At 68.7% G+C, this 22,343-nt stretch carries 20 protein-coding genes; 10 read left to right on the top strand and 10 right to left on the bottom strand.

Features of this window, described 5'->3' with window-relative positions; translation table 11 throughout:
• Window positions 1-6: 6 nt before the first annotated feature.
• Complete coding sequence (gene purU / locus ABIC90_RS20850) at window positions 7-882, bottom strand: formyltetrahydrofolate deformylase (RefSeq protein ID WP_354357437.1); 876 nt, start codon at window positions 880-882, stop codon at window positions 7-9.
• 84 nt (window positions 883-966) lie between these two features.
• Here purU and ABIC90_RS20845 point away from each other — a divergent pair, with 84 nt between their 5' ends.
• Window positions 967-2,301 (top strand): aminotransferase class III-fold pyridoxal phosphate-dependent enzyme, encoded by a 1,335-nt coding sequence (locus ABIC90_RS20845; RefSeq protein ID WP_354357435.1) that lies wholly within the window; start codon window positions 967-969, stop codon window positions 2,299-2,301.
• Between the two features lie 55 nt (window positions 2,302-2,356).
• On the opposite strand, the gene ABIC90_RS20840 is transcribed toward ABIC90_RS20845, so the two are convergent.
• Window positions 2,357-3,139 carry a ChaN family lipoprotein gene (locus ABIC90_RS20840; protein ID WP_354357433.1) on the bottom strand — a complete coding sequence of 261 codons (783 nt, stop codon included), beginning with the start codon at window positions 3,137-3,139 and terminating at the stop codon, window positions 2,357-2,359.
• Window positions 3,140-3,275: 136 nt separating this feature from the next.
• Between ABIC90_RS20840 and ABIC90_RS20835 the strand changes: the two genes are divergently transcribed.
• On the top strand, window positions 3,276-4,349 hold the full coding sequence (locus ABIC90_RS20835; RefSeq protein ID WP_354357431.1) for an AbrB family transcriptional regulator: 1,074 nt from the start codon (window positions 3,276-3,278) through the stop codon (window positions 4,347-4,349).
• Window positions 4,350-4,394: 45 nt separating this feature from the next.
• Here the strand turns inward: ABIC90_RS20835 and ABIC90_RS20830 are convergent, their stop codons facing one another.
• The gene (locus ABIC90_RS20830) at window positions 4,395-4,706 is read right to left on the bottom strand and encodes a BTH_I0359 family protein (protein WP_354357429.1); all 312 of its coding nucleotides are present in this window, start codon (window positions 4,704-4,706) and stop codon (window positions 4,395-4,397) included.
• Window positions 4,707-4,784: 78 nt separating this feature from the next.
• Entirely contained in the window at window positions 4,785-5,975 is a 1,191-nt protein-coding gene (locus ABIC90_RS20825; RefSeq protein ID WP_354357428.1) for a DUF3108 domain-containing protein, read from the bottom strand.
• A gap of 132 nt (window positions 5,976-6,107) precedes the next feature.
• Here ABIC90_RS20825 and ABIC90_RS20820 point away from each other — a divergent pair, with 132 nt between their 5' ends.
• A complete protein-coding gene (locus tag ABIC90_RS20820; protein ID WP_354357426.1) occupies window positions 6,108-7,190 on the top strand; it encodes a fumarylacetoacetate hydrolase family protein in 1,083 nt (360 codons plus the stop codon).
• Between the two features lie 16 nt (window positions 7,191-7,206).
• Here the strand turns inward: ABIC90_RS20820 and ABIC90_RS20815 are convergent, their stop codons facing one another.
• Window positions 7,207-7,986 carry a helix-turn-helix transcriptional regulator gene (locus tag ABIC90_RS20815; protein ID WP_354357424.1) on the bottom strand — a complete coding sequence of 260 codons (780 nt, stop codon included), beginning with the start codon at window positions 7,984-7,986 and terminating at the stop codon, window positions 7,207-7,209.
• 81 nt (window positions 7,987-8,067) lie between these two features.
• On the opposite strand from ABIC90_RS20815, the gene ABIC90_RS20810 reads away from it, so the two are divergent.
• Genes ABIC90_RS20810 through ABIC90_RS20800 form a run of 3 tightly spaced genes read left to right on the top strand, consistent with a single transcriptional unit; the run spans window position 8,068 to window position 11,039 of the window.
• Window positions 8,068-9,831 carry an FAD-dependent monooxygenase gene (locus ABIC90_RS20810; RefSeq protein WP_354357422.1) on the top strand — a complete coding sequence of 588 codons (1,764 nt, stop codon included), beginning with the start codon at window positions 8,068-8,070 and terminating at the stop codon, window positions 9,829-9,831.
• A complete protein-coding gene (locus ABIC90_RS20805; protein ID WP_354357420.1) occupies window positions 9,828-10,061 on the top strand; it encodes a hypothetical protein in 234 nt (77 codons plus the stop codon). The genes ABIC90_RS20810 and ABIC90_RS20805 overlap by 4 nt, the downstream gene beginning before the upstream one ends.
• 3 nt (window positions 10,062-10,064) lie before the next feature.
• Window positions 10,065-11,039: a Bug family tripartite tricarboxylate transporter substrate binding protein gene (locus tag ABIC90_RS20800; protein ID WP_354357418.1), complete on the top strand. Its 975-nt coding sequence runs from the start codon at window positions 10,065-10,067 to the stop codon at window positions 11,037-11,039.
• Window positions 11,040-11,060: 21 nt separating this feature from the next.
• On the opposite strand, the gene ABIC90_RS20795 is transcribed toward ABIC90_RS20800, so the two are convergent.
• From ABIC90_RS20795 to ABIC90_RS20785, 3 genes are all read right to left on the bottom strand, one after another.
• On the bottom strand, window positions 11,061-12,206 hold the full coding sequence (locus tag ABIC90_RS20795) for a toxin-antitoxin system YwqK family antitoxin (protein ID WP_354357417.1): 1,146 nt from the start codon (window positions 12,204-12,206) through the stop codon (window positions 11,061-11,063).
• Window positions 12,207-12,268: 62 nt separating this feature from the next.
• On the bottom strand, window positions 12,269-12,883 hold the full coding sequence (locus ABIC90_RS20790; protein WP_354357416.1) for a MarC family protein: 615 nt from the start codon (window positions 12,881-12,883) through the stop codon (window positions 12,269-12,271).
• A gap of 7 nt (window positions 12,884-12,890) precedes the next feature.
• The gene (locus ABIC90_RS20785) at window positions 12,891-13,304 is read right to left on the bottom strand and encodes a VOC family protein (protein WP_354357414.1); all 414 of its coding nucleotides are present in this window, start codon (window positions 13,302-13,304) and stop codon (window positions 12,891-12,893) included.
• 116 nt (window positions 13,305-13,420) lie between these two features.
• On the opposite strand from ABIC90_RS20785, the gene ABIC90_RS20780 reads away from it, so the two are divergent.
• From ABIC90_RS20780 to ABIC90_RS20765, 4 genes are all read left to right on the top strand, one after another.
• Entirely contained in the window at window positions 13,421-14,659 is a 1,239-nt protein-coding gene (locus tag ABIC90_RS20780) for a TraB/GumN family protein (protein ID WP_354357412.1), read from the top strand.
• Between the two features lie 11 nt (window positions 14,660-14,670).
• The gene (locus tag ABIC90_RS20775; RefSeq protein ID WP_354357410.1) at window positions 14,671-15,042 is read left to right on the top strand and encodes a DUF2946 family protein; all 372 of its coding nucleotides are present in this window, start codon (window positions 14,671-14,673) and stop codon (window positions 15,040-15,042) included.
• 116 nt (window positions 15,043-15,158) lie between these two features.
• Complete coding sequence (locus ABIC90_RS20770) at window positions 15,159-17,447, top strand: TonB-dependent receptor (RefSeq protein WP_354357408.1); 2,289 nt, start codon at window positions 15,159-15,161, stop codon at window positions 17,445-17,447.
• Between the two features lie 34 nt (window positions 17,448-17,481).
• Entirely contained in the window at window positions 17,482-18,384 is a 903-nt protein-coding gene (locus ABIC90_RS20765; protein ID WP_354357406.1) for a copper chaperone PCu(A)C, read from the top strand.
• A gap of 13 nt (window positions 18,385-18,397) precedes the next feature.
• On the opposite strand, the gene ABIC90_RS20760 is transcribed toward ABIC90_RS20765, so the two are convergent.
• Both ABIC90_RS20760 and ABIC90_RS20755 read right to left on the bottom strand, forming a co-directional pair.
• Window positions 18,398-20,110 carry a phospholipase D family protein gene (locus tag ABIC90_RS20760; RefSeq protein ID WP_354357404.1) on the bottom strand — a complete coding sequence of 571 codons (1,713 nt, stop codon included), beginning with the start codon at window positions 20,108-20,110 and terminating at the stop codon, window positions 18,398-18,400.
• A 103-nt stretch (window positions 20,111-20,213) separates the two neighbouring features.
• A complete protein-coding gene (locus ABIC90_RS20755; protein ID WP_354357402.1) occupies window positions 20,214-22,121 on the bottom strand; it encodes an ATP-binding cassette domain-containing protein in 1,908 nt (635 codons plus the stop codon).
• Window positions 22,122-22,343: the final 222 nt, after the last annotated feature.

Genomic DNA, 22,343 nt, shown 5'->3' with positions numbered 1-22,343 from the left:
TTTTTTTCAGCGGAAGACGACCGTGCGATGCCCGTTGAGCAGCACGCGATGCTCGCTGTGCCACTTCACCGCGCGGGCCAGCACCTGGCTCTCGGTGTCGCGGCCGCGGGCCGTGAGGTCTTCGACGGTGTCGGTGTGGTCGGCGCGGGCCACGTCCTGCTCGATGATCGGGCCTTCGTCGAGGTCGGCGGTCACGTAGTGGGCGGTGGCGCCGATCAGCTTCACGCCGCGGTCGTGCGCCTGGTAGTAGGGCTTGGCGCCCTTGAAGCTGGGCAGGAACGAGTGGTGGATGTTGATGGCGCGGCCGGCCAGGTTGCGGCACAGGTCGTTGCTCAGGATCTGCATGTAGCGCGCGAGCACCACGAGCTCGGCGCCTTCGGCCTCGATGATTTCCAGTTGCTTCGCCTCGGCCTGCGCCTTGGTCGCGGCCGTCACCGGGATGTGGTGGAAGGGCACGTTGTAGCTGGCGGCCAGCTGGTAGAAGTCGCGGTGGTTCGAGACGATCGCGCGCACGTCGATGGCCAGCAGGCCGCTCTTCCAGCGGAACAGCAGGTCGTTGAGGCAGTGGCCTTCCTTGCTCACCAGGATCACCGTCTTCATCGGCTCGGCGGCGGCGTGCAGCTGCAGGTTCATGCCGAAGCCGGTGGCGAAGGCCTTCAGCTCGTCGCGCAACGCGGCTTCGCTGTGCTCGCCGCAGGCGAAGCGCACCCGCATGAAGAACAGACCGGTGCCGTGGTCGTTGTATTGGGCGGCCTCTTCGATGTTGGCGCCGCGTTCGAGCAGGAAGCCCGAGACGGCGTGCACGATGCCCGTGCGGTCGGGGCACGAGAGGTTCAGGATGTAGGCGGGCCGGGCGGCCGAGGGGGGCGTTTGGGTCGTCATGAGGGGCGGAATTGTCGCAGGGGTGCCAGAATCGCGATTTTCCTCCCCCCGTATCCCCCGCACACACCACAGCAGGAGCGAGACATGGCTTACCAGGACTTCAACATGGGCAACCAGTGGTTGCCTTTCACCCCCAACCGCCATTTCCAGAAAGATCCGCGCGTCTTCGTGGCGGCCGATGGCATGGCGTTCACCACGCACGACGGCAGGAAGGTGATCGACGGCATCTCTTCCCTCTGGTGCGTGGGCGCGGGCCACAACAGGAAGCCCATCAACGAAGCGATCAAGAAGCAGCTGGACACGCTCGACTACGCCACCGCCTTCCAGGTCAGCAACGACAAGGCCTTCAAGGCCGCCGAGATGATCGCCTCGCTGGCGCCCGGCGACCTCAACAAGGTGCTGTTCTGCAATTCGGGCAGCGAGGCGGCCGACACCTCGATGAAGGTGGCGCTGGCCTATCACCGCGCACGCGGCGAGGGTCACCGCAACGTGTTCATCGGCCGCGAGAAGGGCTACCACGGCGTGGGCTTCGGCGGCATGTCGGTGGGCGGCATTCCGGGCAACCGCAAGGTGTTCGGCTCGGCCTTTCTGCCGCGCGTGGACCACATGCGCTTCATCCACGATCCGGTGAACCACGCCTACATCCACAACGAGGAGCCGGTGTGGGCCGAAGACCCGCTGGTGGAGCTGGAGACGCGCATCCTGCCGCTGCACGATCCGAGCAACGTGGCCGCGATCATCGTGGAGCCTGTGGCCGGTTCGGCTGGCTGGTACCTGCCGCCCAAGGGCTACCTGAAGCGCCTGCGCGAGATCTGCGACAAGCACGGCATCCTCCTGATCTTCGACGAGGTCATCACCGGCTTCGGCCGCATGGGCACCAACTTCGCATCGGACTATTTCGGCGTGGTGCCCGACATGCTGAACTTCGCCAAGTGCGTGACCAACGGCGTGATTCCGCTGGGCGGCGTGATCTGCCGCGACAAGCTCTACGACGCGATGATGAAGACCGACGCGCCCGAGCACGTGGTCGAGTTCTTCCATGGCTACACCTACTCGGGCCACCCGGTGGCCTGCGCCGCGGCCATCGCGACGCTCGATCTCTTCAAGGAAGAAAACCTGTTCGCGCGCGCCGGCGAGATGGGCAAGGTGCTGGGCGATGCCTTCCACAGCACCTTCAAGGGTTTGCCGAACGTCGTCAGCATCCGCAGCCTGGGCCTGGCGGCAGCGGTGGAGCTCGCGCCGATCGCGGGCCTGCCGGGCAAGCGCGCCTACGACATCTTCCTGGACTGCTTCCACAAGGGCGCGCTGGTGCGTGCCGCGGGCGACGTGCTGGTGATCGCGCCGCCGTACATCGTGGAGAAGTCGCACATCGACACGCTGGTGAACACGCTGGCGGATTCGATCAAGAAGAACGCCTGAGGCGGCGGCGCCCTGAGCCTGCGGTGCCTGCTGCGCGCGCTTGCTGCCCGGTGTCTCAGGAGGCGGCCGGCGCCTTGGTGGGGCGCCGGAGCTGGGCGCAATAGTCCTTCTCGGGCAGCGGCGGGGTCTGCCAGGTGCGGTCGTATTCGCCGGGCACCGCGTCGTTCGTCGATGAAGCGAGCAGTCGCACCGAGGCCACCTTGATGTCGTCCGGCAGGTGCTGCGGCACGCCCAGGGTGCGCACCGTGTGTCCGGCGCCGGCGATGAGCAGCACGGTCTTGCCCGGCTGCCTTGCCTTGACGATGGCCTGCGCCATGGCGCGGTCGCGGCCCACCTGGATGCGCGTCATCGGAATGATCTGCGACTCGGGCAGCAGCTTGCAGTGGCCTTCGCGCACGGCGTCCTGCTGGGCGGTGTAGGCCTCGCCGTTGAGCTGCACGTCCAGCGACACGTCGGCCATGGCGTCCTTCATGCGGGCGCGCGGCAGGTTGGCGCCGACCACCGGCACGCCGGCGCGCACGGCGGCCATCACGGCGGGGCCGTAGCTTGCCCAGGGCCAGGCCTTGTCGTTCCAGCCGAGGGCCGCCTGCACCTGGGCTTCGCTCGCGGTGGCCGCGACATGAGCGGTGCTGCGGCCTTCCTCGGCCATTTCGAGGGCCAGCGCGGCCAGTCGTCCATTCGCGACCAGGGCCTCGACGGTCTCGCGCTCGATCGCGTGGTGCTCGGGGGCATCGTGCTGCTCGCCGAGCAGCAACGCGTCGACCGGCAGCAGGGCGGAGACGCGGCGCGCAACCGGCGCATCGGCGCCCGGTGGCAGCAGCGAGCAGGCCGTAAGCATGGCGGCGGCGAGCAGCGGGAAGAGGAAAAGGGGAGCCCGTGCGGGTCGGCGTTGGAAGAGCATCGGGCCATACTATGCCGGCGCTGCCCCGGCACCGTGCCATCCATTTCCGCTTTTTTCTGCCCGTCTTCCGTCCGTGCATCCCCGTTTTCTCGTTCGCGTGCTCGCCACGCTGCTGCTGGCGCTCGCCGCGGCGGGCGCCTGTCTCGCCCTGCGCACGCCGCTGCCCTGGATGATCGGACCGCTGCTGGCGGTGTCGCTGGCGTCCATGGCAGGGGCGCCCACCGCCAGTTCCACGCCGCTGCGCAACGCAGGGCAGTGGACCATCGGTGCCGCGCTGGGGCTTTATTTCACGCCGCAGGTGGTGTCGCTGGTGGCTGGCGTCTGGTGGGCGATTGCGCTGGCCATCGCGTGGGCGCTGCTGCTGGGATGGGGGTTCGGACGCTGGCTGCACGGGTTGCACGCCGCGCGCATGCCCCATGTGCCGGCGAAATCCATGAGAGCCACGACTTACTTCGCAGGTGCCATCGGCGGCGCCTCGGAGATGACGCTGCTGGCCGAATCGGCCGGCGCGCGCACCGACCTTGTCGCCGCCGCGCACAGCCTGCGGCTGGTGGTGGTGACGATCACCATCCCCTTCGCGATGCAATGGAGCGGGCTGCACGGCCTGGAGATCAACCCGCCGGGCGTGCGAGAAGTGAACCTGGGCGGGCTCGCGCTGCTGGCGCTGGCCACGGCGGCCGGCGGGCTGGCGATGTGGGCGCTGGGCCGCGCCAACCCGTGGTTCATCGGCCCGTTGCTTGTGGCGATGGGTTTCACCATCGCGGGGCAGTCGCTGTCGGCGGTGCCGGCCTGGATGTCGAACGCCGCCCAGCTGGTGATCGCGGTGAGCCTGGGCGTGCGCTTCAGCCGGGAGTTCCTGCACACGGCGCCGCGCTGGCTGGGTTCGGTGGCGCTGGGCACCTGCGCCATGCTGGTGCTGTGCGGCGGGGTGGCCTGGCTGCTGGCCCGGGCGACCGGTCTGCATCCGGCCACGATGCTGCTGAGCACCTCGCCGGGCGGCATCGCCGAGATGGCGATCACGGCGAAGGTGCTGCAGCTCGGGGTGCCGGTGGTCACCGCGTTCCAGGTGTGCCGGCTGGTGGCGGTGCTGTTGCTGGTCGGGCCGATGTTCCGGTGGGTCTACCTGCGCAAGACCGCGCGCCCATGAAAAAAGCGCCCGGCGGGCGCTTTTGGCGGGCGGAGGCCGGTGGGCTCAGTGCACCAGCACGGGCGTGTGGGCCAGCTCGGCGTAACCCTCGAGGGTGTCCTCGACTTCTTCCTGCGTGGGCGTGTTGAGCTGCCAGGCGGCAATTTGCTGCTGGAACAGCTCGGCCCAGGAACCGTCGAGGTAGACCTCCTTGCCCGAGCGTTTGTCCACGATTTCAAAGCCGTGGCGCTCCAGCACAGGCACATTGGGCTTCGCGGGCTCGTCGCCTTCATTCGACTGCACGTGCACGACGACGAAGGACTCCGAGTCGTAAAGCATGTTCATGGCGGGCCCGGTGAGGATGTCGATGGCGTTCATAACGGGTTAGATAGCAATCAACGCGCCAGTTTCAAGAAGAGTTGTCCGATGAGCGTCGATCCGAGCCTCTTTTTTGCCTCAGTTCGCGGCCGGCGCAGGTAGGGGTTTGCGCAATTGGGCGTCAGCGAAGTCGCCGTTGGCCTCCGTCTGCTTGATGCGCACGGGCAAATAACCGTACTGCGGCGCCAGCCAGAGCTCCAGTTTCCGGTCGAAGTCCTTGCGCGGCGTGCGGGTGAGCTTGCGCGCGGTGAACTCGCCGGCCGGGAGGCTGAGCTGTTCCTCGTCGCCGACCACGAAGACCCAGACGTCGCCGTCCCGCACGCCCACGGTCTGGATCGAGATCCGCGTGCCCGCGGGATAGCGGTCCGGACTGGCCGCCATCAGCCCGCCCAGCTGCATCATCACGCTCATGCGGTCCTGCGCGCCGGCCAGCAAGGGCACGCTGGGGGCGTTGTTGCTGAACACGATCTGCCCCGTGTCGCGCACGAAATGCGAGGCCACCTCGGACTTTCGGCTCTCCGAGTAGCGCTCGGGCTCCAGGCCCGAGGGGCCGATGCGGCCGGTGCTGTGCCAGTTCAGCAGCGTGAAGAACACCGCCTTGAGCGTGAGCCGCCCGTCGTAGCGGCTGCCGTCCTGCAGCCAGACCAGCTCGCCGAACACGCCGCGCTGAGGGGAGGCGCCGGTCTGTCCCGTGGCTTCGAAATCGAGGGTGACCGAGCCCGGAATGCGCAGCGCCTGGGTGCCGGCGATGGTGCCCGAGGCTTCGCTACCGGCCGATGCGCCGCTCCCGGTGCCCGCCGCGGCCGTTGCGGCGGCCGGCGCGCTGGCGGCTGCTTCGGGGGGTGTTGCGCCTGAATCGGTCGCGGCCTGCGCTGTCTGGTCCGGTGTTTCGGCGGGCGATTCGGCGGGCGTTTGTGCCGGGGCCTCGGGAACGGGCGCCGGTTCCACCACCGGCTTCGGCCTGGGCACAGACGGCGCGCGAGGACGCCGGGGCTTGACCGGCGCCGCCGGCCTGGCTTCCACAGGTGCGGCGGCGGGTGCGGGCGCGGGAGCCTCCGCCGCGGGCGGCGCGATCACGATCGTGCGGGTGCTGAACTTGTTCGCCAGCGGCGAGGGCTCCGGCCCGACGGCCATCGGCGCCACGCCCAGCACCAGCAGGTGGACCAGCGCCACCGCCAGCGTCAACCCGGCCATCACCCGCCAGGACGGGCGCCCGGGCAGGCCGGCAGGCAGCGAAGAAGGCGAAGAGGGGGCGACGAGCGTCGGCATCAGGTGTGGAGTGGGCGAATGCGCGGAGGTTCGGCAAGACCGTCTCGGTACACTGCCGCCCGTTCAACCAGTTTAGTGGGAGCGGCGCCCGGCCTTCGTGTTCGCGCCGCGTCCTTCATCACGCACCGCATCATGAAACTCGCCACCCTGAAAGACGGCTCGCGCGACGGCCAGCTCGTCGTCGTCTCGCGCGACCTCACGCTCGCCCACTACGCCACCGGCATCGCGAGCCGGCTGCAGCAGGTGCTGGACGACTGGGGATTCATGAGCCCGCAGCTGCAGGACCTGTACGACGCCGTCAACACCGGCCGCGCGCGCCATTCGTTCCCGTTCGATCCCGCGATGTGCATGGCGCCCCTGCCGCGCGCCTACCAGTGGGCCGACGGCTCGGCCTACCTGAACCACGTCGAACTGGTGCGCAAGGCCCGCGGCGCCGAGGTGCCCGAGAGCTTCTACACCGACCCGCTGATGTACCAGGGCGGCAGCGACGACTTTCTCGGTCCGGTCGACGACGTGGTCGTGCCCAGCGAAGCCATGGGCATCGACTTCGAGGCCGAGATCGCCGTGATCACCGGCGACGTGAAGATGGGTGCCACGCCCGACCAGGCGCTGGACGGCATCCGCCTGGTGATGCTGGCCAACGACGTGAGCCTGCGCAACCTGATCCCCGCCGAACTGGCCAAGGGCTTCGGCTTCTTCCAGAGCAAGCCCGCCACCGCCTTCAGCCCCGTGGCCGTGACGCTCGACGAGATCGGCGAAGCGTGGCAGGCTGGCCGCGTGCACCTCACGCTGCAAAGCAGCTGGAACGGCCGCAAGGTCGGCATGTGCGATGCGGGGCCGGAGATGACCTTCCACTTCGGCCAGCTCATCGCCCACATCGCCAAGACGCGCAACGTGCGCGCCGGCAGCATCGTCGGCAGCGGCACGGTGAGCAACAAGGGCGTCGAGAAGAAGGACGGCCAGACCGATTGGCCGAAGGGCTACTCGTGCATTGCCGAGAAGCGCTGCATCGAAACCATCCAGACCGGCGCGCCGGTCACCGAGTTCATGAAGTTCGGCGACACGATCCGCATCGAGATGAAGGGGCTGGACGGGCGGTCGCTGTTCGGGGCGATCGAGCAGGAGATCGTGTCGACGAGCGGGAGGCCGAAAGAGGCGCCGGTGTCGTTGGTGAAGCCGGCCGCAGAAGCGCAGGAAGAAGCCGCGGAAGACTGAGGCTGGCCCTTGAAGTTCAGCGCGGCCCGGCGCCGCGCAGCAGCTCCTTCTGCGTCCTGATCCCCAACCGCCGGAACGCCCGGTACTGATGCGTGCGCACCGTCGTCAGCTCCACGCCGATTTCCCGTGCCGCTTCCTTCGCCGTCTTGCCCGCCATCAGATGGCCGATGACTTCGCGTTCGCGCAGGCTCAACGTCAATAACCGCGAGGCCAGGGCGGGCGCCACGGACTCCCGCGCGGCCACGGCACTGCGGCCATGTGCTGCGGTGGCATCGGCCAGCAGCGTGGCGTGCGCCTCGATCAGCGCGAAGTCGCCCGCATCGAACTCCGGCTGAGCGAGGCTTCGATAGAAGCTCACCGCCACGCGCTGGCCGGTGGGCAGCAGCAACAGCACCGAGGCCCGCTCGCGGATGCCGACGTCGCCGTAGCAGGCGGCGCGGTAGGCGGGGTCGGCCACTTCGTCGGCGCGCTGATGGCCCAGCCAGAGCTGTGCGCGCTGGGGCAGCTTGCGCGCCGCGAGCCAGGCCATGTTGGGATCGAGCAGGTCGAAGCGCTGTTCGACATAACGCTCGCTCGTGCGCTCGGCCGTGCTGCCGTAGCTGCTGGCGGCCGACACCGCTTCGATGCGGCCGGTGGCGCCGACCGCGAACACGGTGCAGAAGGTGACCGGCATCACGCGCTGCATTGCCTTCAGATAGCTGGCCGCCAGATGGGCAGTGCCCACGCCGGAGAGCACGTCGCCGACGACGGCCGCGGCCAGGGCGGCATCGGTGGGGGGCAGGCGCCAGCGTCTCATGCGTTCCGATGAATTGAGGGTAAATACTTCGTACGAAGTTATGACATTGGCGGCCGCCGTGCATCCGGACAATCCCGTTGCATGACGAACCCCTCCGTTGTTGTTGCCGCCGACGCCGCGAGCGGCCCCGTGCCGCCGACCCCCAGTGCGACCGAGTTGCCGCCCTCGGTCGGCGCCTTCCACTACACGCGCTACAAGGCCTGGACGCCGCCGCTCGAAGCCGGCGGCACCGAACCCGGCCGCCATCCGGTGGTGATCGCGGGCGGCGGGCCGGTGGGCATGGCGCTCGCGCTGGGGCTCGCCAACCACGGCGTGCGCTGCGTGATCCTCGAAGCCGACGACACGGTGTGCGTTGGCAGCCGCGCGGCCTGCATTTCGCGCCGCAGCCTGGAGATCATGGAGCGGCTGGGCGTGCGCGCGTCGTTCATGGCCAAGGGCCTGCCGTGGACCGGCGGGCGCAGCTACTACAAGACGGCCGAGGTGTTCCGCTTCGAGATGCCGCACGATGCGCAGCAAAAGCTGCCGCCGATGATCAACCTGGAGCAGTACTACGCCGAGCACTACCTGCTCGAAGAAATCTTCCGCCGCAACGAGGCGACGCCGGGGCTCATCGACATCCGCTGGGGCACCGAGCTCACCGGCCTTGCGCAGGACGACGACGGCGTGACGCTGGACGTGCGCAACGCCGAAGGCAGCTACCGCCTGCACGGCCAGTGGCTGGCGGCCTGCGATGGCGGCCAGAGCTTCGTGCGCAAGGCCTTGGGGCTCGCGCTGGAAGGCACGGGCTACGAAGGCCGCTACGTGATCATCGACATCGAGCTGCACAGCGGCCACCCGACCGAGCGCCGCGCCTGGTTCGATCCGCCGTGGAACCCCGGTTCCACCGTGCTGATGCACCGCCAGCCCGACGACATCTGGCGCATCGACTACCAGTTGCGCGCGGGCCAGAGCACCGAAGAAGCGCTGCAGCCCGCGGCGGTGGCCGAGTTCGTGCAGCGCCATCTCGATGCGATCGGCGAGGGCCACCTGCCATGGAAGACGGTGTGGACGTCCGTGTACCGCGCCGGCGCGATGACGCTCGACAGTTACCGCCACGGCCGCGTCGTGTTCGCGGGCAACGCGGCGCATGCGATGCCGATCTTCGGCGTGCGCGGGCTCAACTCGGGCTTCGACGATGCGGACAACCTCGCGTGGAAGCTGGCGCTGGTCGCGCGCGGCGTGTCGGATGCGGCGCTGCTGGATTCGTACTCGCAGGAGCGCATCGCCGCCTTCCATGTGAATGCGGAGAACGCGATGCGCAGCACCGAATTCATGTCGCCGCCTTCGCGCGGTTTCGATCTGTTGCGCGAGGCGGCGCTGTCGCTGTCGGAGGCGCACCGAGGCATCGCGCAGCTGATCAATCCGCGGCAGACGCAGGCGGTGCGCTATGCGGCGTCGCCGTTGTCGAGCGAGTGCGATGCGCTGTCCGCAGGCCCGTTGCCGGGCGAGGTGATGCCGGAGCAGCGACTCGACCAAGGCCACCTCACCGATTTGATCGCGCCGGTCTTCACGCTGCTGGTGCTGCGGCCGAATGCCGATGCGGCGCCGTTGCCCGAAGACGATGTGAAGCAGGCGCAGCAAGGCGACTTGCCCTTCGCCATCCGCACCATCGCCGCCCAGGGCATCGACGGTGCCGATGCGCATGCGAGCCCCGCCGTCTTCGAAGCGCTCGGCGCGCGCGGCGGGTCCGTTTACCTGCTGCGCCCCGACGGCCACGTGGCTGCGCGCTGGCACCGCTTGCCGCCCGGCGCGTTGCAACACGCACTGGCCCGCGCAGCCGTTTCACTGGAGCCCGTACTCGCATGAGCCACACCACGCTTCTTCATCCCGACGCCCGCGACCGGCTTTATGCCGAGTGCGCGCGCGCCATCACCGAAGCGGGCGCGGAGCGCGAATCGCTGTTCCTTGCGCGCCTGGCGCTGCTGCTGTTCGAGCAGGTCGGCGACGAGGCGCGCTGCCGCGCCGCGCTGGCCGACGCACTGCACGCGCTGCCCGTACCATCGCTTTCCGCAACCGAACTACAAACTGGAGACTGATCCATGGATCGCCGCACCCTTCTCGCCACGCTCGCCTCCGGCGCCGCCGTGGCCGCCTCGCCCTTCGCCCATGCGCAGGAGTACCCCGCGCAGCTCATCAAGTGGGTCGTGCCGTACCCGGCTGGCGGCGGCACCGACGTGATTGCCCGCGTGCTGGCCGAGGCCATGCGCCAGACGCTGGGCCAGCAGATCGTGGTGGACAACCGCCCCGGTGCCTCGACCAACATCGGCGCCGACCTCGTGGCCAAGAGCAAGCCCGACGGCTACACCATCCTCTCGGCCGACAACGCGGTGCTGGCCTTCAACGAGCACCTGTTCGGCAAGCTGCCGTTCAACCCGGAAAAAGACTTCACCTACATCGGCGCCATCGGCAAGTTCCCGCTGGCACTGGTGGTGCACCCGGACTTTCCGGCGAAGAACTTCAAGGAGTTCCTGGCCTACGTGAAGGCCAACCCCGGCAAGGTCAACTACGCCTCGCCCGGCAACGGTTCGCCGCACCACCTGGCGATGGAAATGTTCAAGGTGCGTACCGGCACCTTCATCACCCACATTCCGTACCGCGGCGCCGCGCCCGCGATGGCCGACGTGATGGGTGGGCAGGTGCCCTGCATGTTCCTGGACCTGGCGTCGGGCCTGTCGATCATGCAGAGCAACAAGGTGCGCGTGCTGGCCATCGGCTCGGGCGCGCGCTCCAGGCTGCTGCCCAATGTGCCGACGCTGGCCGAAGTGGGCGTGCCCAACACCGAGGTGTTCGCGTTCCAGGGCATCCTGGGCCCGGCCGGCCTGCCGGCTGCGGTGGTGAGCAAGCTCAACGCCGACCTGAACAAGGCCTTCGGTGCGCCGGCCGTCCAGAAGCGCTTCGAGGATTTCGGGATGGAAGCGATGCCCGGCACGCCGGCGCAGTTCGCGGCGCTGTCGCGCGCGGAATCCAAGCGCTGGGGGCCGATCATCAAGCAGGCCGGCATCAAGCTGGACTGACGCTCGCCACGAAGGCCTCGCCTATTGCGTGAAGGCTTTGCGCGAGCCGTCTTCAAAAACTTCGTCGTCGCGCTGCAGCTCGCCGCTCTCGTTCCAGGCGCGCTCGCGCGTCACGCGGCCCTGGGCATCGAAGCTGGATTCGGCGATCAGCGTCCCCTTCTCGTCGAAGCGCTGGTGCGTGCCCACCGGCACCTGCCGGCCGCGCCCCGGCGCAAGATAGCGGCCACTCGCGGCGCGCTGGCCGCTGTCGTAGAACTCGGTGACCTCCACCATGCGCGCAGAGCCCGCGCCGCTGTACACCGACCTGCTCCGCGGCTGGCCGTTCAGGTGGAAGCTGTCGTCGCGTATCGGATCGCCCGCCGGGGTCCAGCGCTGGTCACGCACCAGCACGCCCTTTTCGGAGAACTCCTGCTCGCGCTGGCGGACCGCGGTGCGCTCCACGAGCAGCCATTCGGTCTCGCGGCGCTTGATGCCTTCGGACGAAAAACTACGCTCGGTGCGCCGGTTGCCCGCGGTTTCGTCGAGCGTGGAGGGCTTGCCGTTGTCGTAGAACTCCTGGCTGCGCACGCGCTTGCCCGAGGCATACGACACTCGCGAGCGCAGCGTGCCGCGCGCATCGAACAGCTCGACCTGCGAGCTGCCGCCCACGAAGCCGCACAGCCTGGCGTCGTCGGCCACCGGCGCCAGCACCGGGGTTTCGCCGCAGCGCAGCATGGCCATCTGGCCGCGCTCGGTGAACTCGACGAAGGCGCGGTCCTTGCCGGTGCCGGTGTAGAAGGTGGCGCGCCGCAATTGCCCGCCGGGGTAGAAGCTGCGCACCAGTCCGCGCTCCTGGCCGTCGTCGTAGACGGCCTCGCGCAGCACCTGGCCGGTGGGCGAGAACTCACGCGCGCGCCCCTGGATGTTGCCTTTGGCGTTCAGGCTGTGCTCCCGCGCGAGCTTGCCTTTTTCGTAGAAGCGCACGAGGCCCATGAACACGCCGTTCTGCACCTGCTGCTCGCGCTGGATCTCGCCGCTCGCCGTGTCCTTGCAACGCATGAGGCCGGTCTTGCCGGCCGTGGTGCTGCCGTTGGAGGGGCTCACGCTCTGGCCGTTGAGTTCGCAGACCTGCGCCGCCCGGGCTGCGCTCGCGCCCAGGAAAAACGGCAGCGGGAGCAGGGTGGTCAATGTGACCCGGAAGAACCGGGCGGCCATGGAGGAGGGCGCTGCGAAGAACGGCATCTGGACGGCTACCTCCCCATTTCTGAGGCCAGCAGCTTGACGCCGCGGATCATCATCTCGACCGCCACGGCCACCAGGATCAGCCCCATCAGCCGCTCGAAGGCCAGCACCAGGCGCTCGCCGACCAGCCGCTGGATGCGTTCGGCCAGCACCAGCACGACGGCGCACACGGCCATGGTGACGCTGAGCGCTGCCACCCATTCGAGACGCCGCTCGGGCGCCTGCGACACCAGCAGCATCACCGTGGCCAACGCAGAGGGGCCGGCCAGCGCGGGCACGGCAAGCGGCACGATCAGCGGCTCCTGGGCCGGCGCGGCGTTCGGGTCGACAGGCGCCGGGCCGTGCTCGGGCGGAAAGATCATGCGCAGCGCGATCAGGAACATGACCACGCCGCCCGCAATCTGCAGCGACAGGCCCGACAGACCCATCACCCGCAAGAAGCCGTCGCCCACGAACATGAAGACCAGGAGCAGCGCGAAGGCGATCAGCACCTCGCGCATGATGACCCAGGTGCGCCGCTCGGGCGCCACGCCCTTGAGCGCGTTGGCGAAGATCGGGATGTTGCCCAGCGGATCGGTGATCAGCAGCAGCAACACGGTGGCCGATGCGAAGGTATATCCCACGTGGCTCTTACTTGTCGTAGACCGTGGCCAGCGAGCGGAAGCCCTTGACCTCGATCGGGTTGCCGAAGGGATCGCAGAAGAACATCGTCCATTGCTCGCCCGGCTGGCCTTCGAAGCGCACCTGGGGCGGCAGCACGAAGTCGGTGTTCGCGGCTTGGAGCCGCTCGGCCAGCGCCTGCCAGTCGGGCAGGGCCAGCGCGAGGCCGAAGTGCGGCATCGGCACCATCGTGTCGCCGACGCGACCGGTGCGCGCGGTGGCGAAGGGCTCGCCCAGGTGCAGCGAGACCTGGTGGCCGAAGAAGTCGAAATCGACCCAGGTGTCGGTGCTGCGGCCTTCGGCGCAGCCGAGCACGTCGCCGTAGAAGCGGCGCGCACCGTCCAGGTCGCGCACATGAAAGGCCAGATGGAAGATGCTCTGCATGGTTTCGGATTATGGGCAGCGGTGCTGTGAGAATGCCGGACTTTCTTTCTTTCATCATGGAGCGGGCCTTGCGGATACTCCGGATCCTCGCTGCGCTGAAGCGCACTCTCGATTCAATGGCGCCCCTGCGTCCGGCGGCGCCGCTGCCTTGGCGGATCGCGGCCGGCGCACTCTGTGCCCTGGGCGTCTTCGCCGTACCTGCCCATGCGGCCGACTGCCCCCCCACCGCCATTGCAAGCCTCGCCAAGCTGGGCGGCGGCGTGCGTCACGGCGTCGACCGCGGCATGCTTTGGCGCATCGAGCGCGACGGGCGCACCTCGTGGCTCTACGGCACCATTCACATCGGCCGCGCCGAGTGGGTGCGGCCCGGCCCCACCGTGCAGAAGGCGCTCGGGCAGAGCGACGTGCTGGCGCTGGAGATCGACACGCGCGACGAAGCCGCCACCCGCGCGCTGTCGCAGCCGGCCGATCCGGGCTTGTTGCAGCGGGTGCTCAGCGGCGAGCGCGCGCGGCGCTTGGAACGCCAGAACGCAGAGGCCTGCGTGCCGGCGGGTTCCACCGCCAGGCTGCAGCCGATCCTGCAGGTCACGTCGCTGGCCGGGCTGGTGGCGCGCGCCGACGGGCTGTACCCGGAATTCGGCGTCGACGAGACGCTGGCCGTGTCCGCCCGCAACAGCAACAAGCCGATCGTCTCGCTGGAGAACGCGGCCGATCAGCTCAAGGCGCTGGCCGGCGACTCCGAGGCCGAAGAAGCCGAACAGATCGACGCGGCGCTCGACGAGCTGGAGTCGGGCAAGCTGCGCGGTCAGATGAAGGAAATGGCCGAGGTCTGGGCGCGCAGCGATGCCGACAAGCTGGCCCGCTACGCCGACTGGTGCGACTGCCTTCGCACGCCCGCTGAACAGCGGCTGATGAAGCGCCTGCTCGACGATCGCAATCCGGGCCTGGCCGACGGCATCGAGCGCCTGCATGCGAGCGGCAAGGGCGTGTTCGCCGCGGTCGGTGCGCTGCACATGATCGGCGCGCAGGGGCTGCCGGCGCTGATGGCCGCGCGCGGCTTCACCGTGACGCCGGTGCTCACCAGCGCGCAGGCGCAGACCGCGGTGGTCATGCCGGCGCTCTCGGCGCCCGAGCCGGCGCCACGGGCGGTGCGCGGGGGCAAGGCGGTCAAGGGGCAGAAGGGGCAGAAGGTCCAGAAGACGCAGAAGGGCGCGACTGCAACGAAGGGTGCGACTGCCGCGAAGGGTGCGAAGAGCGCGAAGTCCTCCAGGTCTGCGCCGGCCAAGGCCGCGCCCCGCAGCGGCGCCGGGGCTCGCGCCGCCGCGCCCGCCGCCAAGAACAAAGTGCGCCGATAATCGCGCCCGCCATGCACCTGCAGCGTCCCCACTCCCGCTTCATCGGCCTTGTCGGCCGTTGGGTGCTGCTGTGGTTCATGCTGTCGCTGGGCGTGGCGGTGGCGTCGCCCCTCGTGCATCCGCAGGCGATGGAGCTGGTGTGTTCCAGCGCCGGGTCCATCAAGGTGGTGGTGCACACCGAAGACGGCGCGCAGGAAATGGGCGCCTCGCACATGGACTGCCCGCTGTGCGTGCTGACCGGCGCACCGCCGCCGGCCATGGCAGCGGCCTCTTTCGACCTTCCCCTCCCGCTGGGCCGCGTGGTCCAGCCTATTCCCGCCGCGCGCCTTGCCGCGGCCACCGCGGCGCCGTTGCCGGCGCGCGGGCCCCCGAACCGCTCCTGAATCTTTCAAACCCTCGCCGCATGTGCCCGATGGAACGGGTGTCTGCGGTCTGTCCGTGTTGAAGTTCGTGAAGCAGGTTCTCCGTGAAAAAACATTCCCGCGCCTTGGCGATCGCCATGGCATTTCCCCTCAGCGCGCCCGTCTGGGCGCAGCAGCAAGCAGCGACCGAGTCGCCTGAAGTCGGCACCGGCCACGCCTTGAGCACCGTCACCGTGAGCGGCGGCCGTCCGACCTCGCTGCCGGCGCAGATCCCCACCACCATCGAAGGCGTGACGCACGAGCAGATCGCCGAGACCGTCAACGCGACCGACAGCGAAGACGCCCTCAAGTACCTGCCGAGCCTGGTGGTACGCAAGCGCTACATCGGCGACTTCAACCATGCGGTGCTCGCCACCCGCGCCTCGGGCACGGGCAACAGCGCGCGCTCGATGGTGTTTGCCGACGGCATCATGCTGTCGAACCCGCTGGGCAACGGCGCCACCTATGCGCCGCGCTGGGGCATGGTGTCGCCCGAAGAAATCGAGCGGGTCGATGTGCTCTACGGGCCGTTCTCGGCCGCGTACCCGGGCAACTCGGTGGGCGCGGTGGTCGACTACGTGACGCGCATGCCCACGCAGCTGGAGGCGCACGTCAAGCTCAGCGGCTTTGCCTCGAACTTCGATCTGTACAACAGCCATTCGTCACCCGCCGGCCAGCAGCTGGACATGTCGCTGGGCAGCCGCAGCGGCGACTGGTCGTGGTGGCTCAGCGCCTCGCGCACCCACAGCAAGGGGCAGGCGCTGGTGTTCGGCAACCGGCTCCTGAGCGCCGGCACGGTGGGCAATGCGGGCACGCCGGTCACCGGCGCGGTGCTCGGTCTCAACCCGTCGAACCAGCCTTGGTGGCTGGTGGGCGGCGCCACCATCTACGACACCACGCAGGAGCAGGCCAAGCTCAAGGTGGCCTACGACTTCTCGCCCACCGTCCGCGCCACCTACACGCTGGGCGCCTGGAACAACACCACGCACGGCAGCGTCGACACCTACCTGCGCAATGCGCTGGGCCAGCCGGTGTACGGCGGGCGGGTGAACATCGCGGGGCGCACCTACAACCTCGATTCACCGAGCGCCGCGCTGGCGCCGACCGAGACCGCGCTCACCCACTACATGCACGGCCTTTCGGTCAAGAGCCACACCGGCGGCGTGTTCGACTGGGAGGTGGCGGCGAGCCTGTTCGACTATTCGAGCGACACCTCGCGCACGCCGACCACGCCGCTGCCCGGCGCCTTCAACGGCGGTCCGGGGCGCACCACCGACATGGGCGGCTCAGGCTGGAACACCTTCAAGGCCGCGGGCACCTGGCGGCCCACCGGCTCGGCCGAAGGCGTGGGCGCGCACGTGGTCGACTTCGGCTTCCAGCAGGACACGGCGCGCCTGCGCACCAGCGTCGGCAACACGCTCGACTGGATCGGCGGCCCGGCCGTGACGCCGTTCTCCGCCTTCAACGGCAACACCCGGCTGCAGTCGCTCTACGTGCAGGACACCTGGCGCTTCGCGAAGGACTGGAAGACCACGCTGGGCTTGCGCCACGAACGCTGGGAAGCCTACGGCGGGCAGCTGGGCAACGCGACGCGGCTGCTCGACTTTGCGCCGCGCAAGAACAGCTACGACTCGCCCAAGGCCGCCATCGCCTGGCAGGCCACGCCCGACTGGCTCTTCAAGGCCTCGACCGGCCGCGCGGTGCGCATGCCCACGGTGAGCGAGCTCTACCAGGGATCGATCGACGGCAACCGCATCGTCAACACCAACCCGAACCTGCGCCCCGAGCGCTCGTGGACCACCGAGCTCACCGCCGAGCGCGACCTCAAGCGCTGGGGCCTGGACGGCATGCTGCGCACCACGCTCTTCTTCGAGAACACGAAAGACGCGCTCTACAGCCAGGCGCTCAACAACCTGGTGAGCACGGTGCAGAACGTCGATGCGATCCGCACCCGCGGCCTCGAAGTGGCGATGAATGCGGTCGACGTGGGCGTGAAGGGCTTCGACCTGAGCGGCAGCCTCACGCTGACGAATTCGAAGATCACCGCCAACAGCGGCTTTCCGGCCAGCGTCGGCCGCGAGCAGCCGCGCGTGCCCAAGGTGCGTGCCGCGCTGCTTGCCACCTACCGGCCCGATGCCAACTGGAGCTACACGGTCGGTGCGCGCTACAGCGGCAGGCAGTACGGCGCGCTGGACAACAGCGACACCAACGGCGCCGCCTACATGGGCTTCTCGAAGTTCTTCGTGGTCGATGCGCGCGTCCGCTACCGGATCGACCGGCAGTGGAGCGCCGCCGTCGGCATCGACAACCTGAACAACAACAAGTACTGGGCCTTCCACCCGTACCCGCAACGCACTTACGTGGCCGAGCTCAAGTTCGACCTTTGACTCTCTCGATCATCTTCTGCAAGGACATGACTTCATGAACGCCTCCCACCTCACCCTCAAGACCCTGGCCGCCTGCGCCATGCTGACCGGCGCCGCCGCCGCGCTGGCCCACGTGACATTGCCGCCGGGCGGCGCCACGGTCGGCAGCGACTACAACGCCGCCTTCCGCGTGGGCCATGCCTGCGAAGGCGCCAAGGCCACCACCGGCCTGGCGGTGCGCCTGCCCAAGGGCTTCGTGCTGAGCGATGCCCAGGCCCGCAAGGGCTGGAAGCTCGATGTGAGCAAGAGCGGCGACGGCGAAGTGCGCTGGACCGCCGAAACGCCGCAAGACGCGCTGCCGGGCAAGGAGCGCGCCGAGTTCGTGCTGCGCGGCAAGGTGCCGCCAACGCCCGGCACGCTGTGGTTCAAGGTGCTGCAGACCTGCGATGTCGGCGTTGCCGACTGGGCCGAGGTGCCCGCGTCGGGCAACTCGACCGCGGGGCTCAAGGCGCCGGCCGCGAAGCTCAACGTGGTGGCACAGGGCGTGGCCACGGTCGATGTGCGCGATGGCTGGGTGCGCCAGTCGGTGCCGGGCCAGAGCGGCACGGGCGCCTTCATGAAGCTCACTTCGCCCACGGGCACCCGGCTGGTCGGCATTTCGACGCCGGCCGCCGGCACGGCCGAGGTTCACGAGATGAAGATGGACGGCGACGTCATGAAGATGCGCGAGCTGCCCGCCGGCCTGGACTTGCCCGCGGGCCAGACCGTCGAGCTCACGCCCGGCGGCTACCACGTGATGATGATGGACCTGAAAGGCGCGTTCACCAAGGGCGCCACCGTGCCGGTCACGCTGAAGTTCGAGGACGCCAAGGGCGTGAAGACCGCGCTCGACCTGACGCTGCCCGTGGGCGCGCCTGAGGGTGCCGATGCGGGCGCAGCCCACCAGCACAAGCACTGAGCGCTTCCGTCGGCTACAGCAGCTCGTCGGGCGCGAGCGGGCCGAAGAGCTTGAGCATCAGGCGCAGGGTGGCGCTGGCGTCCGGCTCGGTGGTGGTGTCCTGCAGGCCGCTGCCTTCGGGGGCGTGCCACACCAGCGCACCGTCGACCGCTTCGACGTGCCAGGAGCGCTCGCGCATGCCGCGTTCGATCTGTTCGGCGGCCACGCGCGAGAGCTCGGCGCTGCGGACCAGCAGCGCGATCTCGGTGTTCTGCAACTGCGAGCGCAGGTCCAGGTTCATGGAGCCGACGACCAGCAGCCGTCCGTCCATCACCAGCACCTTGGAATGCAGCATCGCGCGCGATTCGCCGGTGGCGCTGCTGCCGGCGCCCGATGAGCCGAAGACGTTGCCGAAGTTCGTCTGTTCGCTGCGCAGCTCGTAGAGCTCGACGCCCATCTTCAGCAGTTCTTCGCGGTGGCGCGCGTACCCCACGTGCGCCACCGGCGCGTCGTTCGAGGCCAGCGAATTCGTCAGCACCCGGATGCGCACGCCCCGGGCACGCGCCGCGGCAAAGGCCTGCTTCATGTCCTGGCCCGGCACGAAGTAGGGCGAGATGATGAGCAGGTCGGAGCGCGCTTGGCCGATGAGTTGCAGCAGTCCTTCGACCACGGTGTCGCCGCCAGCGGCCAGGTCGGAGGCGGCTTCCAGCGACGCGGCACCGCGTGAGCCGCGGGCCGCATCGCCGGGCTGGCTCACGACGAGGCCGGGGTCGCGGGTGGCGCCGGGGCCGGTGTCGGCAGGGATCTTGCCGGGCTGGTCCGCCAGCATCACGGCGGGCGCCCAGACGAAGGTGGCGGTGCGCAGGTCCAGCGGTTTCTCGTCCCAGGCGCGCGCGCGTTGCTCGGGGGTGGGCCGCGCGTCGGCGGCGCCTGTTCTTGGCTGGCCGGCTTCGTCGTCCGAAGGCGTGTCGGCCTTGCGCGCGCGGTCGCGGATTTGCTGGTACTCCTCGCGCGAGACCATCGATTGCACCGGGAAGGCGCGCTCGTTGTTCCAGTAGCTGTCGAAGCTGCGCGAGAGGTCCTTGACGATCGGGCCGGCCGCAAGAATGTCCACGTCGATGAAGTTGCCGGTGGCGGCATTGCCGAAATAGGCGTCGCCCAGGTTGCGCCCGCCGGCCACGCCGAGCACGTTGTCGGCCAGGAACAGCTTGTTGTGCATCCGCTGCTGGATGCGGGAGGCGTCGCCTATCGAGTTGAAGAGACGGCTGAACGTGGAGTCGCGCGCGCCCGCGAGCGGGTTGAAAAGGCGCATCTCGATGTTGGGAACGAAGGCCAGGCCGAGCACCAGGGCGTCGCGGCCGGTGCTGTGGAAGTCGTCGAGCAGGATGCGCACCCGCACGCCGCGCTCAGCCGCCTCCTTGAGCCCGCGCAGCAGGCGGCCGGTGCTGGCATCGGCGTGGATGGCGTAGTACTGCAGGTCCAGCGTCTTCTGCGCGCCTTCGATCAGCGCGAGCCGGCTGCCGTACGCCGCCGGCGGACCGCCCAGAAGCATGAAGCCCGATTCGAAGCGGGCCTTGTCGGCCTGGCGGCGCTGCTGGACCAGCGCGCCCAGCGGGGTGTCGTTGGGCGAGGCGAGCGCGGTCGTGACGGGGCGGTCGACGTCCTTGGGCAGTTGGGCGCAAGCGCCCAGCAGCAGTGCCGCGGTGAGCACGGCGTATCGACCGAAGAGCGCGAAAGGTGAAGGCATGCGGCAATTTCCAAGGGGCAGGATTCGGTGCCGCATGTATAGCGCAGTCGGCGGCTGCCCCGCGTCGGACGGGCGGACGCGCGGCGGCGGGCGCCGACTGGATTCAGCGCGCGACGCCCAGTTCTTCCTGGCGTTCGAGCGCGGCGAGCAGTTCGTCGTCGATCCTGGCGTGGCGCTCGCTCAACTCCAGGGCGCGCGAGGCGTCCGAGGCGTAGATGGCGCCGCCGTCGAGCGCGAGCATCTCGGCGATGCGCTTCTGCTCTGCTTCGAGGGCTTCGATCTGGGCGGGAAGTCCGTCGAGTTCGCGCTGCTCCTTGTAGGAGAGCTTCTTTCGGGGCGGCGTGGCCGATGCCTTGGGGGCTGCGGCTTCGGCGGGCGCAGCGGGCGCCGGCGCGGCCGATGGCGGCGGTGCCGCGGCCAGGCGTTGCTCGGCGATTTCGCGCGCGCGCTTGGACTGGATCAGCCAGTCCTGCACGCTGCCTTCGTACTCGCGCCAGCGGCCGTCGCCCTCGAAGGCGATGGTGCTGGTGACCACGTTGTCCAGGAAGGTGCGGTCGTGGCTCACGAGGAACACGGTGCCGTCGTAGTCCTGCAGCAGGTTTTCGAGCAGCTCCAGGGTGTCGATGTCCAGGTCGTTGGTCGGCTCGTCGAGCACCAGCACGTTGGCGGGGCGGGCGAACAGGCGGGCCAGCAGGAGGCGGTTGCGTTCGCCGCCGCTGAGGGATCGCACGGGGGAGTTGGCGCGCGCGGGGGAGAAGAGGAAGTCGGCCAGGTAGCTCTTCACGTGCTTGCGCTGGTTGCCGATTTCGATCCACTCGCTGCCGGGACTGATGAAGTCTTCCAGCGTGGCGTCCAGGTCGAGCTTGTCGCGCATCTGGTCGAAGTAAGCCACCTGCAGGTTGGTGCCGCGGCGGATCTTGCCGCTGTCGGGTTCGAGTTCGCCCAGGATCAGCTTCAGCAGGGTGGTCTTGCCCGCGCCGTTGGGGCCGAGCAGGCCGATCTTGTCGCCGCGCAGGATGGTGCCACTGAAGTTGCGAATGACGGTCTTCTCGCCGAAGGACTTGGTGGCTTCGGTGAGCTCGGCCACGATCTTGCCGCTGGACTGGCCGGAGGCGACGTCCATGTTGACGCTGCCCTGCACCTCGCGGCGGGAGACGCGGCTGGCGCGCAGCTCTTGCAGGCGGGTGATGCGGCTCTGGCTGCGGGTGCGGCGCGCTTCGACACCCTTGCGGATCCAGATCTCTTCTTGGGCGAGCAGCTTGTCGGCCTTGGCGCTGATGACGGCCTCCTGGGCAAGCTGCTCTTCCTTCTGTAGGAGGTACTGCTCGAAGTTGCCGGGGTAGGAGCCCAGCTTGCCGCGGTCCAGCTCGACGATGCGGGTGGCGACGCGGTTCAGGAAGCTGCGGTCATGGGTGATGGTGACAACGCTGCCCTTGAAGTCGATCAGCAGCTGTTCGAGCCACTCGATGGAGTCCAGGTCCAGGTGGTTGGTGGGCTCGTCCAATAGAAGGACGTCGGGGGCGGCCACCAGGGCCTGGGCCAGGGCGACACGCTTGCGTGTGCCGCCGGAGAGGGAGCCGACGAGGGCGTTGCGGTCCAGGTGGAGGCGGTGCAGCGTCTCTTCGACGCGCTGCTCCCAGTTCCAGGCGTCGTAGGCTTCGATCTGCGACTGCAGGGCGTCCAGGTCCAGGCCCTCCGCGCCTGATAGATAGAGGTCTCGCACGGCGATGACGCTTCCCAGGCCCTGGCTGGCGGCGGTGAATACGTCCGCGTTCATATCGAGCACGGGTTCCTGCGCAACGTACGCGACGCGCAGGTTCTGCTGCAATTGCAAGGTGCCGTCGTCTGTTTTCTCCAGGCCCCCCAGTATCTTGAGCATCGAGGACTTGCCAGCGCCGTTGCGGCCGATCAGCCCGATGCGCTCCGATTCGAGAAGAGAGAAGTCCGCATGATCCAGCAGCGGGACGTGACCGAACGCCAGTTGGGCGTCGAGGAGTGTGATGAGTGCCATGTGGCACGGATTATCGGAGGAGGCTCTCGATTTTGTTGGCCGGCATCTTGCGGCGCTCAAAATTTGTCATATACTCGTGGGCTCGACTGACAACGCAGCGATGCGTGGTTCAGGTGATGTGTCCTCAGGGGCTGATTGCTTGAACGGGTTGGTTGAAAAAACTTCCTTCGAAGTTGACCGGATTGCAAAAAACGGTGCATAATCGAAGGCTGCGCTGAAACA

This window comes from Variovorax boronicumulans (genome assembly GCF_040544675.1).
GTDB lineage: Bacteria > Pseudomonadota > Gammaproteobacteria > Burkholderiales > Burkholderiaceae_C > Variovorax > Variovorax boronicumulans_D.
The sequence above is the reverse complement of the archived record's forward strand: the minus strand, read 5'-3'. Positions and strand labels throughout refer to the sequence as shown.

Coding starts and splice junctions, on each gene's coding strand:
- purU (WP_354357437.1), bottom strand. CDS start 882: ATGACGACCCAAACGCCCCCCTCGGCCGCCCGGCCCGCCTACATCCTG.
- ABIC90_RS20845 (WP_354357435.1), top strand. CDS start 967: ATGGCTTACCAGGACTTCAACATGGGCAACCAGTGGTTGCCTTTCACC.
- ABIC90_RS20840 (WP_354357433.1), bottom strand. CDS start 3,139: ATGCTTACGGCCTGCTCGCTGCTGCCACCGGGCGCCGATGCGCCGGTT.
- ABIC90_RS20830 (WP_354357429.1), bottom strand. CDS start 4,706: ATGAACGCCATCGACATCCTCACCGGGCCCGCCATGAACATGCTTTAC.
- ABIC90_RS20825 (WP_354357428.1), bottom strand. CDS start 5,975: ATGCCGACGCTCGTCGCCCCCTCTTCGCCTTCTTCGCTGCCTGCCGGC.
- ABIC90_RS20820 (WP_354357426.1), top strand. CDS start 6,108: ATGAAACTCGCCACCCTGAAAGACGGCTCGCGCGACGGCCAGCTCGTC.
- ABIC90_RS20815 (WP_354357424.1), bottom strand. CDS start 7,986: ATGAGACGCTGGCGCCTGCCCCCCACCGATGCCGCCCTGGCCGCGGCC.
- ABIC90_RS20810 (WP_354357422.1), top strand. CDS start 8,068: ATGACGAACCCCTCCGTTGTTGTTGCCGCCGACGCCGCGAGCGGCCCC.
- ABIC90_RS20805 (WP_354357420.1), top strand. CDS start 9,828: ATGAGCCACACCACGCTTCTTCATCCCGACGCCCGCGACCGGCTTTAT.
- ABIC90_RS20800 (WP_354357418.1), top strand. CDS start 10,065: ATGGATCGCCGCACCCTTCTCGCCACGCTCGCCTCCGGCGCCGCCGTG.
- ABIC90_RS20785 (WP_354357414.1), bottom strand. CDS start 13,304: ATGCAGAGCATCTTCCATCTGGCCTTTCATGTGCGCGACCTGGACGGT.
- ABIC90_RS20780 (WP_354357412.1), top strand. CDS start 13,421: ATGGCGCCCCTGCGTCCGGCGGCGCCGCTGCCTTGGCGGATCGCGGCC.
- ABIC90_RS20775 (WP_354357410.1), top strand. CDS start 14,671: ATGCACCTGCAGCGTCCCCACTCCCGCTTCATCGGCCTTGTCGGCCGT.
- ABIC90_RS20770 (WP_354357408.1), top strand. CDS start 15,159: ATGGCATTTCCCCTCAGCGCGCCCGTCTGGGCGCAGCAGCAAGCAGCG.
- ABIC90_RS20765 (WP_354357406.1), top strand. CDS start 17,482: ATGAACGCCTCCCACCTCACCCTCAAGACCCTGGCCGCCTGCGCCATG.
- ABIC90_RS20760 (WP_354357404.1), bottom strand. CDS start 20,110: ATGCCTTCACCTTTCGCGCTCTTCGGTCGATACGCCGTGCTCACCGCG.
- ABIC90_RS20755 (WP_354357402.1), bottom strand. CDS start 22,121: ATGGCACTCATCACACTCCTCGACGCCCAACTGGCGTTCGGTCACGTC.